The sequence below is a fragment of the Streptomyces sp. NPDC002935 genome (genome assembly GCF_040611295.1).
GTDB lineage: Bacteria > Actinomycetota > Actinomycetes > Streptomycetales > Streptomycetaceae > Streptomyces.
In genome coordinates this window covers 26,911-42,757 of record NZ_JBEXNW010000012.1, presented here as the reverse complement: position 1 = coordinate 42,757, position 15,847 = coordinate 26,911, and the positions used below count along the sequence as shown (strand labels likewise).

At 70.3% G+C, this 15,847-nt stretch carries 15 protein-coding genes; all 15 read left to right on the top strand.

The genetic code is table 11. The features are described from left to right. Nucleotides 1–3: 3 nt before the first annotated feature. The 15 genes from pgsA (at nt 4) to ABZX90_RS18055 (ending at nt 15,791) form a co-directional block, all read left to right on the top strand. A complete protein-coding gene (gene pgsA / locus ABZX90_RS18125) occupies nt 4–723 on the top strand; it encodes a phosphatidylinositol phosphate synthase (protein WP_351130362.1) in 720 nt (239 codons plus the stop codon). After that, entirely contained in the window at nt 720–1,667 is a 948-nt protein-coding gene (locus tag ABZX90_RS18120) for a phosphatidylinositol mannoside acyltransferase (RefSeq protein WP_351130305.1), read from the top strand. Before pgsA ends, ABZX90_RS18120 begins: the two co-directional genes overlap by 4 nt. Then, the gene (locus tag ABZX90_RS18115) at nt 1,664–2,824 is read left to right on the top strand and encodes a glycosyltransferase family 4 protein (RefSeq protein WP_351130307.1); all 1,161 of its coding nucleotides are present in this window, start codon (nt 1,664–1,666) and stop codon (nt 2,822–2,824) included. The genes ABZX90_RS18120 and ABZX90_RS18115 overlap by 4 nt, the downstream gene beginning before the upstream one ends. A 378-nt stretch (nt 2,825–3,202) precedes the next feature. Further along, complete coding sequence (locus ABZX90_RS18110) at nt 3,203–3,748, top strand: hypothetical protein (protein ID WP_351130309.1); 546 nt, start codon at nt 3,203–3,205, stop codon at nt 3,746–3,748. Nucleotides 3,749–3,870: 122 nt separating this feature from the next. After that, entirely contained in the window at nt 3,871–4,794 is a 924-nt protein-coding gene (gene pdxS, locus ABZX90_RS18105; protein WP_351130310.1) for a pyridoxal 5'-phosphate synthase lyase subunit PdxS, read from the top strand. A gap of 4 nt (nt 4,795–4,798) precedes the next feature. After that, nucleotides 4,799–5,404, top strand: coding sequence for a pyridoxal 5'-phosphate synthase glutaminase subunit PdxT (gene pdxT, locus ABZX90_RS18100; RefSeq protein ID WP_351130312.1), 606 nt, complete (start codon nt 4,799–4,801; stop codon nt 5,402–5,404). A 76-nt stretch (nt 5,405–5,480) separates the two neighbouring features. After that, nucleotides 5,481–6,233, top strand: coding sequence for a YebC/PmpR family DNA-binding transcriptional regulator (locus ABZX90_RS18095; RefSeq protein WP_355205956.1), 753 nt, complete (start codon nt 5,481–5,483; stop codon nt 6,231–6,233). 129 nt (nt 6,234–6,362) lie between these two features. After that, nucleotides 6,363–6,959 carry a crossover junction endodeoxyribonuclease RuvC gene (gene ruvC / locus ABZX90_RS18090; protein WP_355205953.1) on the top strand — a complete coding sequence of 199 codons (597 nt, stop codon included), beginning with the start codon at nt 6,363–6,365 and terminating at the stop codon, nt 6,957–6,959. Next, complete coding sequence (gene ruvA / locus ABZX90_RS18085; protein WP_351130317.1) at nt 6,956–7,567, top strand: Holliday junction branch migration protein RuvA; 612 nt, start codon at nt 6,956–6,958, stop codon at nt 7,565–7,567. Before ruvC ends, ruvA begins: the two co-directional genes overlap by 4 nt. 95 nt (nt 7,568–7,662) lie before the next feature. Beyond that, entirely contained in the window at nt 7,663–8,757 is a 1,095-nt protein-coding gene (ruvB, locus tag ABZX90_RS18080) for a Holliday junction branch migration DNA helicase RuvB (protein ID WP_351130319.1), read from the top strand. Between the two features lie 163 nt (nt 8,758–8,920). After that, complete coding sequence (gene yajC / locus ABZX90_RS18075; protein ID WP_355205949.1) at nt 8,921–9,442, top strand: preprotein translocase subunit YajC; 522 nt, start codon at nt 8,921–8,923, stop codon at nt 9,440–9,442. A gap of 141 nt (nt 9,443–9,583) precedes the next feature. After that, complete coding sequence (gene secD, locus ABZX90_RS18070; protein WP_355206267.1) at nt 9,584–11,341, top strand: protein translocase subunit SecD; 1,758 nt, start codon at nt 9,584–9,586, stop codon at nt 11,339–11,341. 1 nt (nt 11,342) lies between these two features. Continuing rightward, entirely contained in the window at nt 11,343–12,461 is a 1,119-nt protein-coding gene (gene secF, locus ABZX90_RS18065; RefSeq protein WP_351130321.1) for a protein translocase subunit SecF, read from the top strand. Next, nucleotides 12,458–12,997, top strand: a complete 540-nt coding sequence (locus tag ABZX90_RS18060) for an adenine phosphoribosyltransferase (RefSeq protein ID WP_351130323.1) — start codon at nt 12,458–12,460, stop codon at nt 12,995–12,997. The genes secF and ABZX90_RS18060 overlap by 4 nt, the downstream gene beginning before the upstream one ends. 271 nt (nt 12,998–13,268) lie before the next feature. Further along, nucleotides 13,269–15,791, top strand: coding sequence for a RelA/SpoT family protein (locus ABZX90_RS18055; protein WP_351130365.1), 2,523 nt, complete (start codon nt 13,269–13,271; stop codon nt 15,789–15,791). Nucleotides 15,792–15,847: the final 56 nt, after the last annotated feature.

The window sequence follows — 15,847 nt, the reverse complement described above, 5'->3', positions numbered from 1 at the left end:
ACGATGGGCCAGCCGGTGGCCAGCAGGGGCCGCCCGGCGACACCGAACCTCGGGAAGGCCATGCTGAACAAGTACGCGCGTGCATTCTTCACGCGTGTCCTCACACCGTTCGCCGCGTTTCTCATCCGCCGGGGGGTAAGCCCCGACACGGTCACCCTCCTGGGCACGGCCGGAGTCATGGCGGGCGCGCTGGTCTTCTACCCCCGGGGAGAGTTCTTCTGGGGCACGATCGTCATCACGCTCTTCGTCTTCTCCGACCTGGTCGACGGGAACATGGCACGCCAGCTCGGCCGCTCCAGCCGCTGGGGCGCCTTCCTGGACTCCACCCTCGACCGGGTCGCCGACGGCGCGATCTTCGGCGGCTTCGCGCTCTGGTACGCGGGCAACGGCGACGACAACGCCCTGTGCGCCGTCTCGATCTTCTGCCTCGCCAGCGGCCAGGTCGTGTCGTACACCAAGGCGCGCGGCGAGTCGATCGGACTGCCGGTCGCGGTCAACGGCCTGGTCGAGCGTGCCGAGCGGCTGGTGATCTCGCTGGTCGCGGCCGGCCTGGCGGGCCTCCACACGTTCGGCGTGCCCGGCATCCAGGTGCTGCTGCCCATCGCGCTGTGGATCGTCGCCGTCGGCAGCCTCGTCACGCTGATCCAGCGCGTCGTCACCGTCCGCCGGGAAGCCGCCGAGGCGGACGCCGCGGCCGCCCAGAACAGTGAGGCCACCTCGTGACCAGCCTCCGGGACAGGCTGGTCGACGGTGCCTACGCCGCCGGCTGGAGCACCGTCAAGAAACTGCCCGAGCCGGTCGCCGTGCGCCTCGGCCGCACGATCGCCGACCTCGCCTGGAAGAAGCGCGGCAAGGGCGTACAGCGTCTGGAGGACAACTACGCGCGCGTGGTGCCGGACGCGACACCCGAGCGGCTCGCCGAGCTCTCGAAGGCCGGCATGCGCTCGTACCTGCGCTACTGGATGGAGTCGTTCCGGCTTCCCGCGTGGAGCGAGGAGCGGGTGATGAACGGCTTCGAGATCAAGGACGTGCACTATCTGACGGACGGCATCGCCTCCGACCGGGGTGTCATCCTCGCCCTCCCGCACATGGCCAACTGGGACCTCGCGGGCGCCTGGGTCACCACGAAGCTGCGGACGCCGTTCACGACCGTCGCCGAGCGACTCAAGCCCGAGTCCCTGTACGACCGTTTCGTCGCCTATCGCGAGGGCCTCGGCATGGAGGTCCTGCCGCACAGCGGTGGTACCGCGTTCGGCACGCTGGCCCGGCGCCTGCGCGACGGCGGACTGATCTGCCTGGTCGCCGAACGAGACCTGTCCGCGTCGGGCGTCGAGGTGGAGTTCTTCGGCGAGGCGACCCGGATGCCCGCGGGACCGGCCCTGCTCGCCCAGCAGACCGGCGCCATCCTCCTGCCCGTGACGCTCTGGTACGACGACTCGCCCGTGATGCGGGGCCGGGTGCATCCGCCCGTCGAGGTCCCCGCGTCAGGCACCCGTGCCGAAAAGACGTCTGTCATGACACAGGCGCTGGCCGACGCCTTCGCCACAGGCATCGCCGACCACCCGGAGGACTGGCACATGTTGCAGCGTTTGTGGCTCAAGGACCTCGACCCCGGGAAGGCTCCAATGGAGTCCACCGCGCAGGATCCCGAGAAGAGGACCCCGTGAGGATCGGCATTGTCTGCCCGTACTCCTGGGACGTTCCGGGCGGCGTCCAGTTCCACATCCGCGACCTGGCGGAGCACCTCATCGGCCTGGGGCACGAGGTCTCCGTCCTCGCCCCCGCGGACGACGACACCCCCCTGCCGCCGTACGTCGTCTCGGCGGGCCGTGCGGTCCCGGTGCCGTACAACGGCTCGGTGGCGCGGCTGAACTTCGGTTTCCTGTCGGCGGCCCGGGTACGGCGCTGGCTGCACGACGGCACCTTCGACGTGGTCCACATCCACGAACCGTCCTCGCCGTCGCTCGGCCTGCTGACGTGCTGGGCCGCGCAGGGCCCGATCGTCGCGACCTTCCACACCTCGAACCCGCGCTCCAGGGCGATGGTCGCCGCGTACTCGATCCTCCAGGCCGCCCTGGAGAAGATCAGCGCGCGGATCGCCGTGAGCGAGTACGCCCGGCGCACCCTCGTCGAACACCTCGGCGGCGACGCCGTCGTCATCCCGAACGGCGTCGACGTCGACTTCTTCGCCCGTGCCAAGCCCAAGCCCGAGTGGCAGGGCGACACCATCGGCTTCATCGGCCGCATCGACGAGCCCCGCAAGGGCCTGCCGGTGCTCATGAAGGCCCTGCCGAAGATCCTCGCCGAGCGTCCGCAGACGCGACTGCTGGTCGCCGGACGCGGCGACGAGAAGGAGGCCGTGCAGTCGCTGCCCGCCGAGATGCGCTCGCGCGTCGAGTTCCTCGGCATGATCAGCGACGAGGACAAGGCCCGCTTCCTGCGCAGCGTCGACCTCTACGTCGCGCCCAACACGGGCGGCGAGAGCTTCGGGATCATCCTGGTCGAGGCGATGTCCGCCGGAGCGCCCGTGCTCGCCGCGGATCTCGACGCGTTCGCCCAGGTCCTCGACCAGGGCGCGGCGGGCGAGCTGTTCGCCAACGAGGACGCCGACGCCCTCGCCACCGCGGCGGTCCGCCTGCTCGGCGACCCGGAGCGGCGGGCCGGACTCCGCGAGCGGGGGAGCGCCCACGTACGGCGCTTCGACTGGTCGACGGTCGGCGCGGACATCCTGTCCGTGTACGAGACGGTGACCGACGGAGCGGCCGCGGTGGCCACGGACGAACGCACCGGCCTGCGCGCCCGCTTCGGGCTGGCCCGGGACTGAGGACCCCGGACACCCGGGCCGAACCCCGCCCCGCCCCGCCCTTCCGCGCGCGGCCCCGCGGAACCGCACTCCCGCGCGCGGGAAGGCCGATCCGCTTCGCGGACGGGAAGCAGTCCGCCCCACCGAGCCGGGAACGGCTGAACACGACGGTTCGGCCCACACCCTGCCGTGCGGTGGCTCCCTGGGCGCCGCCGCCCTGGCGCCGGACCGCGAGGAACGGGGCCCGGCGTTGGTTCGTGGCTCGGCCGCGCCTCCCGGCGGGCGGCCCCCGTGTTGCCGCCCCGCCGGGCACGGTCCGACTCCCCGACCCGACGGGGCTGTTCACGTCACGCACGGGGCCTGAGGGACCCGTGACCACGCACGGGTAGCCTTCCGCCCGTGACCGCAACCCTCATCTGGATCCTCGTCGGCCTCGTCGTGATCGGCCTCTACCTGAGCTGGACCGCCGGGCGTCTCGACCGGCTGCACGCCCGCATCGACGCCGCCCGTGCCGCCCTCGACGCACAGCTGCTGCGCCGGGCCTCCGTGACGCAGGAGCTGGCCACGTCCGGGGTGCTCGACCCGGCCGCCTCGATCGTGCTCTACGAAGCGGCGCACGCGGCCCGGCAGGCCGAGGAGGAGCAGCGTGAGGTGGCCGAGAGCGAGCTGAGCCAGGCCCTGCGGGCGGTGTTCGGGGAGGTGCAGCAGGTCGAGGCGGTGCGCCAGGTGCCCGGCGGCGAGGAAGCGGCCGGTGAGCTGGCCCAGGCCGTGCGCCGGGTGCCGATGGCGCGGCGCTTCCACAACGACGCCGTACGCGCCGCTCGTGCCCTGCGCCGCCACCGCAAGGTCCGCTGGTTCCACCTCGCGGGCCACGCCCCCTTCCCGATGGCCTTCGAGATGGACGACGAGCCCCCGACGGCCCTGGCGGACCGCCCGACGACCTGATGTACAGGGGTGGGCGGGGACGAAAACGATCCACCGTCTCCCCATTGGCCCTTGCAGTGGACTGGTCACCTCGCGTTTCCTCGGAATTGTAGAAATCCTCTTTCACCGAGTGAGGTCAACCCGTGTCCAGCACGCTCTCCAGCTCCGCCCAGTCCTCTGAGAACGCCGCGATCGGCACCGCCCGCGTCAAGCGCGGCATGGCCGAACAGCTCAAGGGCGGTGTGATCATGGACGTGGTCAACGCCGAGCAGGCGAAGATCGCCGAGGACGCCGGCGCCGTGGCCGTCATGGCCCTGGAGCGGGTGCCCGCCGACATCCGCAAGGACGGCGGCGTGGCCCGGATGTCGGACCCGACCATGATCGAGGAGATCATCGACGCGGTCTCCATCCCCGTGATGGCCAAGTCCCGCATCGGACACTTCGTCGAGGCCCAGGTCCTGCAGTCCCTCGGCGTCGACTACATCGACGAGTCCGAGGTCCTCACCCCGGCCGACGAGGTCAACCACTCCGACAAGTGGGCGTTCACCACCCCCTTCGTCTGTGGCGCCACCAACCTGGGCGAGGCCCTGCGCCGTATCGCCGAGGGCGCGGCCATGATCCGCTCCAAGGGCGAGGCCGGCACCGGCAACGTCGTCGAGGCCGTCCGCCACCTGCGCCAGATCAAGAACGAGATCGCCAGGCTGCGCGGCTTCGACAACAACGAGCTGTACGCCGCCGCCAAGGAGCTGCGCGCCCCGTACGAGATCGTCAAGGAGGTCGCCGAGCTCGGCAAGCTCCCGGTCGTCCTGTTCTCCGCCGGTGGTGTCGCCACCCCCGCCGACGCCGCGCTCATGCGCCAGCTCGGCGCCGAGGGCGTCTTCGTCGGCTCCGGCATCTTCAAGTCCGGCGACCCGGCCAAGCGCGCTGCCGCCATCGTGAAGGCCACCACCTTCTACGACGACCCGAAGATCATCGCGGACGCGTCCCGCAACCTCGGCGAGGCCATGGTCGGCATCAACTGCGACACGCTCCCCGAGGCCGAGCGCTACGCCAACCGCGGCTGGTAGTCACATGAGCACTCCTGTCATTGGCGTCCTGGCTCTCCAGGGCGACGTACGGGAGCACCTCATCGCCCTGGCCGCGGCGGACGCCGTGGCCAGGCCGGTGCGGCGCCCCGAGGAGCTCGCGGAGATCGACGGTCTGGTCATCCCCGGCGGCGAGTCCACCACCATCTCCAAGCTGGCCGTCCTCTTCGGAGTGATGGAGCCGCTCCGCGCGCGCGTGCGCGACGGCATGCCCGTCTACGGCACCTGCGCCGGCATGATCATGCTCGCCGACAAGATCCTCGACCCGCGCTCGGGCCAGGAGACGATCGGCGGCATCGACATGATCGTGCGCCGCAACGCCTTCGGACGGCAGAACGAGTCCTTCGAGGCGGCGGTCGACGTCCGCGGCGTCGAGGGCGATCCCGTGGAGGGCGTCTTCATCCGCGCACCCTGGGTCGAGTCCGTGGGCGCCGAGGCCGAGGTGCTCGCCGAGCACGAGGGCCACATCGTCGCGGTACGCCAAGGAAACGCGCTCGCCACGTCGTTCCACCCGGAGCTGACGGGCGACCACCGTGTTCACGGTTTGTTCGTCGACATGGTGCGCGCGAACCGGACACCGGCGTCCTTGTAGGATCTGTGGGGTCTTCCCAGGCTCCCAATGTCTGGGGGAGTCCGTACAGGTTGGGTTACGCGAAGGAGACAGGCAGATGTCCGGCCACTCTAAATGGGCTACGACGAAGCACAAGAAGGCCGTGATCGACGCCAAGCGCGGCAAGCTCTTCGCGAAGATGATCAAGAACATCGAGGTCGCGGCCCGCACGGGCGGCGCCGACGTGTCCGGCAATCCGACGCTGTTCGACGCCATCCAGAAGGCCAAGAAGAGCTCGGTCCCGAACAAGAACATCGACTCCGCGGTCAAGCGCGGCGCCGGTCTCGAGGCCGGTGGCGCGGACTACGAGACGATCATGTACGAGGGTTACGGCCCGAACGGTGTCGCCGTGCTCATCGAGTGCCTCACCGACAACCGCAACCGCGCGGCCTCGGACGTCCGTGTCGCCATGACCCGCAACGGCGGGAACATGGCCGACCCCGGCTCCGTCTCGTACCTCTTCAACCGCAAGGGCGTCGTCATCGTCCCCAAGGGTGAGCTGTCCGAGGACGACGTCCTGGGCGCGGTGCTCGACGCGGGTGCCGAGGAGGTCAACGACCTCGGTGAGTCCTTCGAGGTCCTGTCCGAGGCCACCGACCTGGTCGCGGTCCGCTCCGCCCTCCAGGAAGCCGGAATCGACTACGACTCCGCCGACGCCAACTTCGTCCCGACCATGCAGGTCGAGCTCGACGAGGACGGCGCCCGGAAGATCTTCAAGCTGATCGACGCCCTGGAGGACAGCGACGACGTGCAGAACGTCTTCGCCAACTTCGACGTCAGCGACGAGGTCATGGAGAAGGTCGACGCCTGAGCGTGCTCGCAGAGCGACGGGCCGACGGGACACACCCGTCGGCCCGTCGCTCTGTCAGTGGCACCCGATAGCCTGCACGAATCTCTTGGAACCTCCCGGCGGCGGCCGGGGAAAACGAAGGAGGCTCGGTTGCGGGTGCTGGGTGTTGACCCCGGGTTGACCCGGTGCGGTGTCGGGGTGGTCGAAGGAGTCGCCGGCCGGCCCCTGACCATGCGCGGCGTCGGTGTCGTACGCACCCCCGCGGACGCCGAGCTGGGCCTGCGCCTGGTCGCCATCGAGCAGGGCATCGAGCAGTGGCTCGACGAGTACGAGCCCGAATACGTCGCCGTGGAGCGGGTGTTCAGCCAGCACAACGTCCGTACGGTGATGGGCACCGCCCAGGCCAGCGCCGTCGCCATGCTCTGCGCGGCCCGGCGCGGCATCCCCGTCGCCCTGCACACCCCGAGCGAGGTCAAGGCCGCCGTCACCGGCAACGGACGCGCAGACAAGGCCCAGGTCGGCGCGATGGTCACCCGCCTGCTCCGGCTCGCCGAGCCCCCGAAACCCGCGGACGCGGCGGACGCCCTCGCCCTCGCCATCTGCCACATCTGGCGCGCCCCCGCCCAGACCAGGCTCCAGCAGGCCGCCGCGCGGATCGGGCCCGACCGGGCCGTCGCGCAGAACAGACTTCAGCAGGCCGCAGCCGCGCACGCCGCGCACCAAGCATCGAAAGGCCGTACCGCATGATCGCCTTCGTCAGCGGCCCGGTCGCCGCCCTCGCCCCCGATTCCGCGGTCGTCGAGGTCGGCGGCATCGGCATCGCCGTCCAGTGCTCGCCCAATACGCTCTCGGGGCTCCGCATGGGCCGGCAGGCCAAGCTCGCCACCTCCCTCGTCGTCCGCGAGGACTCGCTCACCCTCTACGGCTTCGCCGACGACGACGAACGCCAGGTCTTCGAGCTGCTCCAGACCGCGAGCGGAGTCGGCCCGCGCCTCGCCCAGGCGATGCTCGCCGTGCACACCCCGGACGCCCTGCGCCGCGCCGTGTCCACCGGGGACGAGAAGGCACTCATCGCCGTCCCCGGCATCGGCAAGAAGGGCGCCCAGAAGCTGCTGCTGGATCTCAAGGACCGGCTCGGCGAGCCCCTCGGCCCCGGTGGCCCGGCCATCGGCACGGCGGTCACCGCCGGCTGGCGCGAGCAGCTGCACGCCGCGCTCATCGGCCTCGGGTACGCGACCCGCGAGGCCGACGAGGCCGTCTCCGCCGTCGCCCCACAGGCCGAGGCCGCCGAGGGGACCCCGCAGATCGGCCGGCTCCTCAGAGCCGCCCTGCAGACCCTGAACCGAGCACGCTGACCGGCCCCGGCCCCCGGGACGAGCGCGCCCCGGGGTGACCCGCGCCCGCCGAACCGCCGACCGCCCCACCACCACGAGACCGCGAGGCACCACCGATGAACTGGGACGACACGAGAGACGAAGCCGCCGCCGAGCGGCTCGTCGGCCCCGCCGCGGAGCGGTTGGTGGGATCGGTCGCCGACGGCGAGGACCAGGCCGTCGAGGCCGCCCTGCGTCCCAAGGACCTGGACGAGTTCATCGGCCAGGAGAAGGTCCGTGAGCAGCTCGACCTGGTCCTGCGCGCCGCACGCGCGCGGGGAGCCACCGCCGACCACGTGCTGCTCTCCGGCGCTCCCGGGCTCGGCAAGACCACCCTCTCCATGATCATCGCCGCTGAGATGGGCGCCCCCATCCGCATCACCAGCGGCCCCGCCATCCAGCACGCCGGGGACCTCGCCGCGATCCTCTCCTCCCTCCAGGAGGGCGAGGTCCTCTTCCTCGACGAGATCCACCGCATGTCCCGGCCCGCCGAGGAGATGCTCTACATGGCGATGGAGGACTTCCGCGTCGACGTCATCGTCGGCAAGGGCCCCGGCGCCACCGCCATCCCGCTGGAGCTGCCCCCGTTCACGCTGGTCGGGGCGACCACGCGCGCGGGACTGCTGCCGCCGCCGCTGCGCGACCGCTTCGGCTTCACCGCGCACATGGAGTTCTACGAGCCCGTTGAGCTGGAGCGCGTCATCCACCGCTCCGCCGGCCTCCTCGACGTCGAGATCGGCGCCGAGGGCGCCGCGGAGATCGCCGGCCGCTCCCGCGGCACGCCCCGCATCGCCAACCGCCTGCTGCGCCGTGTGCGCGACTACGCGCAGGTCAGGGCGGACGGGATCATCACCCGGGAGATCGCCGGGGCGGCACTGAAGGTGTACGAGGTCGACGCGCGCGGCCTGGACCGTCTCGACCGCGGTGTCCTCGAGGCCCTGATCAAGCTGTTCGGCGGCGGCCCTGTCGGATTGTCCACACTTGCTGTCGCTGTGGGGGAGGAGCGTGAGACTGTGGAGGAGGTCGCCGAGCCCTTCCTCGTAAGAGAGGGACTCCTCGCCCGTACTCCCCGTGGCCGGGTGGCGACACCAGCGGCATGGGTACATCTCGGCCTCACGCCGCCGAGCCGCTCAGCAGGCGGAAACGGACAACAAGACCTGTTCGGGGCGTGACGGCGCGCGTACGTACCGGGGCAGGAACCCCGGTGCCATGCTGAGCGTTGTTCCCTGAGTGCGGACTCGCTTAGACTCCGCCGATGCCGCCCTTGTCGACGGCATACATACCCCCATCCAGCAGGCCGCTCACCTTTGCGGTTGAAGAAGGAAGTCCCGACCCGTGAGTCCTCTGACCCTCCTCCCGTTCATCGTGCTCATCGGGGCCATGTTCCTGATGACCCGGTCGGCCAAGAAGAAGCAGCAGCAGGCGGCTTCCATGCGCAACGAGCTGCAGCCCGGCTCCGGCGTGCGCACGATCGGCGGTATGTACGCCACCGTCAAGGAGGTCAACGAGGACACGGTTCTCCTTGACGCTGCCCCGGGCGTGGACCTGCTCTTCGCGAAGAACGCGATCGGCGCCGTCCTCACGGACGACGAGTACAACCGCATCGTCCACGGCGTCGAGCACGACCTGAAGGCCGACGGCTCCGTCGTGCCGGACGACGCCTCCTCCCTCACCGAGACCGACGAGCCCGCCGCCGACGCTTCTTCCGGCGCCTCCGACGACAAGCCGCTCGACCTCGGCAAGAAGGACCTGGCGGACAAGCCGGCCGACGAGGTCGCCGAGGTGAAGGCCGACGACGCTTCCAAGGTCGACGACGTGGAGCCGAAGAAGACCGACGGCGAGGCCGACGCGAAGTAGTCACGACCCGGGAGCGCGGCGCGACCCGTTCGCGCTCCGCACCTCCCGGGACGTGCTGTTCTCGCACGGAGTCCCGACACCATGGCATGGCCGTCCGCGCGCTCACCCGGCGCGGGGCGGCCCGAGAGGGAGTACGAGAAGGTGGCAGCACCGAAGAAGGGCCGGAGCGCGAGCGCCCAGAGCAGGCCGGGGCGCTCGCTGGCCCTGATCCTGATCGCCATCGCGGCGCTCACCGGGGGGATGTTCGCCTCCGGGCACACCACTCCGCGTCTCGGCATCGATCTCGCCGGCGGCACGAGCATCACGCTCACGGCGAAGAACGAGCCGGGCCAGCCCAACGCGATCAACAAGACCAACATGGACACCGCGGTCGACATCATGAACCGCCGTGTCAACGGTCTCGGTGTCTCCGAGGCCGAGGTTCAGACCCAGGGAACCGACAACATCATTGTCAACATCCCCAAGGGAACGAACTCCAAGCAGGCCCGCGAGCAGGTCGGCACCACCGCCAAGCTCTACTTCCGTCCCGTGCTGACCACCGAGGTCTCCGGGGCCGACGCGTCGGCCAGCCCGTCGCCGAGCGCCTCCAGCAGCTCCTCCGGCAAGGCCACGGACAAGGCGACCTCGTCCTCCTCGGCCCCCGCGACGCCGTCGGCCACCGCCACCTCCCAGGGCCGCGCGGTCACCGACGCCCTGAAGGCGGACTCCACGCCGTCGTCGAGCGGCTCCCCGAGCTCCTCGGCCTCCTCCAGCGCCTCGCCCTCCGCGAGCGCCAGCGCGGACCCCGCGACCGCCAAGCTGCAGGCCGAGTACGCCGCGCTCGACTGCTCCGACAAGGCGGCCCGTGCCAAGGCCGGTGACGGCGCCAAGCCGACCGACCCGACCGTGGCCTGTGGTCAGAACTCCTCGGGCCAGTGGCAGAAGTACGTGCTCGGCCCGGCCGAGGTGTCCGGCACGGACATCAAGAAGGCCGCCGCGGTCTTCGACACGCAGAGCGCCGCGGGCTGGAAGGTCACCATGGACTTCACGTCCGGTGGCTCCAAGAAGTTCGCCGCCATCACCGGCAAGCTCGCCCAGCAGCAGTCCCCGCAGAACCAGTTCGCCATCGTCCTCGACGGTGAGGTCGTCTCCGACCCGTTCGTCAGCCAGGCGCTGACCGGCGGCAACGCGGAGATCTCCGGAAGCTTCACCCAGACCGAGGCGCAGGACCTGGCGAACATGCTGAAGTACGGCGCGCTGCCGCTCAGCTTCAAGGAGTCCAGCGTCACCACGGTGACCGCCGCGCTCGGTGGCGAGCAGCTGCACGCCGGTCTGATCGCCGGCGCCATCGGCCTCGCCCTGGTCATCATCTACCTGGTGCTCTACTACCGCGGCCTGTCGATCATCGCCATCGCCTCCCTGGGCGTCTCCGCGATCCTCACCTACGTGCTCATGGCACTGCTCGGTCCGGCCATCGGCTTCGCGCTGAACCTCCCGGCCGTCTGTGGCGCGATCGTCGCGATCGGTATCACGGCGGACTCGTTCATCGTCTTCTTCGAACGCATCCGGGACGAGATCCGCGAGGGCCGCTCCCTGCGGCCCGCCGTCGAGCGCGCCTGGCCGCGTGCCCGGCGCACCATCCTGGTCTCCGACTTCGTGTCGTTCCTCGCGGCCGCGGTGCTCTTCATCGTCACCGTCGGCAAGGTCCAGGGCTTCGCGTTCACCCTCGGTCTGACCACGGTGCTCGACGTCGTAGTCGTGTTCCTCTTCACCAAGCCGCTGATGACGATCCTCGCCCGCAAGAAGTTCTTCGCGGAGGGTCACCGTTGGTCCGGCCTCGACCCGAAGCGACTGGGCGCCAAGCCGCCGCTGCGCCGCACCCGTCGCGCGTCCGCCCCCGTCGACACGAAGGAGGCGTGAGATGTCGAAACTCGGCACCCTCGGCGCCCGGCTCCACCGCGGCGAGATCGGCTACGACTTCGTCGGCAAGCGCAAGATCTGGTACGGCATCTCGATCCTGATCACCATCACGGCCATCCTCGGCCTGACGGTGCGGGGCCTGAACATGGGCATCGAGTTCCAGGGCGGCGCCGTCTTCACCACCGAGAAGACCAGCATCTCGGTCAGCCAGGCGGAGACCTTCGCGGAAGAGGCCTCCGGCCACGACGCGATCGTCCAGAAGCTCGGCAATGGCGGCCTGCGCGTCCAGATCGCCGGGATCGACACCGACAAGTCGGACACGATCAAGGAGAAGCTCGCCGCCGACCTGAAGGTCGACTCCGAGCAGATCAACGCCGACCTGGTCGGCCCCAGCTGGGGTGACCAGATCGCCAACAAGGCCTGGGAGGGCCTGGCGATCTTCATGGTCCTCGTCGTGATCTACCTGGCCATCGCCTTCGAGTGGCGCATGGCCATCGCCGCGCTGGTCGCCCTGATCCACGACATCACCATCACGGTCGGGATCTACGCCCTGGTCGGCTTCGAGGTCACCCCGGGCACGGTGATCGGTCTGCTGACGATCCTCGGTTACTCGCTCTACGACACGGTCGTCGTCTTCGACAGCCTCAAGGAGCAGACCAAGGACATCACCAAACAGACCCGCTGGACCTACAGCGACGTCGCCGACCGGTCGATCAACAGCACCCTGGTGCGTTCCATCAACACCACGGTGGTCGCGCTGCTGCCGGTCGCCGGCCTGCTGTTCATCGGTGGCGGCGTGCTCGGCGCGGGCACGCTCAACGACATCTCGCTGTCGCTGTTCGTCGGCCTCGCGGCCGGCGCGTACTCCTCGATCTTCATCGCCACGCCGCTCGTCGCCGACCTCAAGGAGCGCGAGCCGCAGATGAAGGCCCTGCGCAAGCGCGTCCTGGCCAAGCGGGCCCAGGCCGCCGCCAAGGGCGAGTCCCTGGAGCCGCAGTTCGCCGACGCCTCGTACGAGGACGACGAGCAGGAGGACGTCACGCCTGCGGTCGTCGGGCCCCGCAACCAGCCCGCGTCCCGCACCCGCGGCCGCGGCCGGCCCTCGGGGAAGCGCCGATGACCGGCATCGAAGAGCTGCTGTCCAGCCGTATCCGCGACGTGGCCGACTACCCGGAGCCGGGTGTGATGTTCAAGGACATCACCCCGCTCCTGGCCGACCCGGCCGCGTTCGGCGCCCTGACCGATGCCCTGGCGGACATCGCGGTGCGCATCGAAGCCACGAAGATCGTCGGCCTGGAGGCCCGTGGGTTCATCCTCGGCGCACCGGTCGCCGTCCGTGCCGGGCTCGGCTTCATCCCCGTGCGCAAGGCGGGCAAGCTCCCCGGAGCGACCCTGTCGCAGGCGTACGACCTGGAGTACGGCTCCGCCGAGATCGAGGTGCACGCCGAGGACCTGACCGCGGGCGACCGGGTGCTGGTCGTCGACGACGTCCTCGCCACCGGCGGCACCGCCGAGGCCTCGCTCCAGCTCATCCGCCGGGCGGGCGCCGAGGTCGTGGGCGTCGCGGTGCTGATGGAGCTCGGTTTCCTGGGCGGCCGCGGCCGTCTGGAGCCGGCCCTGGCCGGGGCTCCTCTGGAGGCGCTCCTCACGATCTGAGGACGCCCGCGCACCACCCGGGGGGCCAACCCCCGGAGAGGCCCCCGAAAGGCCTGAGACACCCGTAGGACACCGTGGAGGCGGGCCCGGAGGAATCCGGCGCCCGCCTCTGGCGTTCCTTCTGTACGGGGCCGCCCCAGCGGCCGACAGCGAGTCCGACGCCCGGGATCGCTACCATGGGGTTTCCGGAGCCTGACCTGGGGACCCGGATCGCGCACGAGGAGCCCTCTTGCCAGACGAGGCCCAGCCACTCGCCCCCGGTGCTGAACGCCTGGGGGGAACCGCCTCCACCAAGCCCGAGCCCGCCTCGGGCCCCGCGGAGAAGCCCGCGGGGAACGCCGCGAGCGGGCCGGTCGAGCACGCCCAGTCCGCGCCCGGTGACTCGGCGGCCGAGCAGCCACGCCCCAAGCCGGTCTCTCCCGAGCGTCCCGCGACGACCCCGGCGGTCCGTCCCGCGGCCGGTCAGCCCTCGCGCTCCGGTGGCTCCTCCAACCGCGTGCGCGCCCGCCTCGCCCGTCTCGGCGTCCAGCGCTCGAACCCGTACAACCCGGTTCTGGAACCCCTGCTGCGGATAGTGCGCAGCAACGACCCCAAGATCGAGACGGCGACGCTCCGGCAGATCGAGAAGGCCTACCAGGTCGCCGAGCGCTGGCACCGCGGCCAGAAGCGCAAGAGCGGCGACCCGTACATCACGCACCCGCTCGCGGTCACCACCATCCTCGCCGAGCTGGGCATGGACCCGGCGACGCTCATGGCCGGTCTCCTGCACGACACGGTCGAGGACACCGAGTACGGACTTGACACCCTGCGCCGCGACTTCGGCGACCAGGTCGGGCTGCTCGTCGACGGCGTCACCAAGCTGGACAAGGTCAAGTTCGGCGAGGCGGCCCAGGCCGAGACCGTGCGCAAGATGGTCGTCGCCATGGCCAAGGACCCCCGCGTCCTGGTCATCAAGCTCGCCGACCGCCTGCACAACATGCGCACCATGCGCTATCTCAAGCGCGAGAAGCAGGAGAAGAAGGCGCGCGAGACCCTGGAGATCTACGCGCCGCTCGCCCACCGCCTGGGCATGAACACCATCAAGTGGGAGCTGGAGGACCTCGCCTTCGCGATCCTCTATCCCAAGATGTACGACGAGATCGTCCGCCTGGTCGCCGAGCGCGCTCCCAAGCGGGACGAGTACCTCGCCATAGTGACCGACGAGGTCCAGTCCGACCTGCGCTCGGCCCGCATCAAGGCGACCGTCACCGGCCGCCCGAAGCACTACTACAGCGTCTACCAGAAGATGATCGTCCGCGGCCGTGACTTCGCGGAGATCTACGACCTGGTGGGCATCCGCGTCCTCGTGGACACCGTCCGCGACTGCTACGCGGCACTCGGTACCGTGCACGCGCGATGGAACCCGGTCCCCGGCCGGTTCAAGGACTACATCGCGATGCCGAAGTTCAACATGTACCAGTCGCTGCACACGACGGTCATCGGCCCCAACGGCAAGCCCGTCGAACTCCAGATCCGTACGTTCGACATGCACCGCCGCGCCGAGTACGGCATCGCCGCGCACTGGAAGTACAAGCAGGAGACCGTCGCCGGCTCCTCCAAGATCCGCACCGACGTCCCTCGGGCGGCCAAGGGCAGCGCGGGCCAGGACACCGTCAACGACATGGCGTGGCTGCGCCAGTTGCTCGACTGGCAGAAGGAGACCGAGGACCCCAGCGAGTTCCTGGAGTCCCTGCGCTTCGACCTGTCGCGCAACGAGGTCTTCGTCTTCACGCCCAAGGGTGACGTCATAGCGCTTCCGGCCGGTGCGACGCCGGTGGACTTCGCGTACGCGGTCCACACGGAGGTCGGCCACCGGACGATAGGGGCACGGGTCAACGGACGCCTGGTGCCGCTCGAATCCACCCTGGACAACGGCGACTTGGTGGAGGTCTTCACATCCAAGGCGGCCGGCGCGGGCCCCTCCCGCGACTGGCTCGGCTTCGTGAAGTCGCCGCGCGCCCGCAACAAGATCCGCGCCTGGTTCTCCAAGGAGCGCCGCGACGAGGCGATCGAGCACGGCAAGGACGCCATCGCCCGCGCGATGCGCAAGCAGAACCTGCCGATCCAGCGCATCCTCACCGGCGACTCCCTGGTCACCCTCGCGCACGAGATGCGCTACCCCGACATCTCGTCCCTGTACGCGGCGATCGGCGAGGGCCATGTCACCGCCCAGAGCGTCGTCCAGAAGCTCGTCCAGGCCCTCGGCGGCGAGGAGGCGGCCACCGAGGAGATCGACGAGTCGGTACCGCCCGCGCGGGGCCGCGGCCGCAAGCGGCGCAGCAACAACGACCCCGGTGTGGTCGTCAAGGGTGTCGACGACGTGTGGGTCAAGCTCGCCCGGTGCTGTACGCCGGTGCCGGGTGACCCGATCATCGGCTTCGTCACCCGCGGCAGCGGTGTATCCGTTCACCGCAGCGACTGCGTCAACGTCGACTCGCTGTCGCGTGAGCCCGAGCGCATCCTCGAGGTCGAGTGGGCACCCACCCAGTCCTCGGTCTTCCTGGTCGCCATACAGGTCGAGGCCCTGGACCGGTCCCGGCTCCTGTCGGACGTCACCCGCGTCCTGTCCGACCAGCACGTCAACATCCTGTCCGCGGCCGTCCAGACCTCCCGCGACCGTGTCGCCACCTCCCGGTTCACCTTCGAGATGGGCGACCCCAAGCACCTGGGGCACGTCCTGAAGGCCGTACGGGGCGTGGAGGGCGTCTACGACGTGTACCGCGTGACGTCGGCCCGCAGGCCCTCCGAGGCCTGACGCCGGACCGGCCACAGGGCCGGGGCACTACGCAGAGGGGCTCCCGTACGGTGCGT

Bases quoted from the DNA above. Each gene is read 5' to 3' on its own strand.
- pdxT (WP_351130312.1), top strand. From the start codon at position 4,799: ATGAGCACTCCTGTCATTGGCGTCCTGGCTCTCCAGGGCGACGTACGG.
- ruvA (WP_351130317.1), top strand. From the start codon at position 6,956: ATGATCGCCTTCGTCAGCGGCCCGGTCGCCGCCCTCGCCCCCGATTCC.
- ABZX90_RS18095 (WP_355205956.1), top strand. From the start codon at position 5,481: ATGTCCGGCCACTCTAAATGGGCTACGACGAAGCACAAGAAGGCCGTG.
- pgsA (WP_351130362.1), top strand. From the start codon at position 4: ATGGGCCAGCCGGTGGCCAGCAGGGGCCGCCCGGCGACACCGAACCTC.
- ABZX90_RS18060 (WP_351130323.1), top strand. From the start codon at position 12,458: ATGACCGGCATCGAAGAGCTGCTGTCCAGCCGTATCCGCGACGTGGCC.
- secF (WP_351130321.1), top strand. From the start codon at position 11,343: ATGTCGAAACTCGGCACCCTCGGCGCCCGGCTCCACCGCGGCGAGATC.
- ruvB (WP_351130319.1), top strand. From the start codon at position 7,663: ATGAACTGGGACGACACGAGAGACGAAGCCGCCGCCGAGCGGCTCGTC.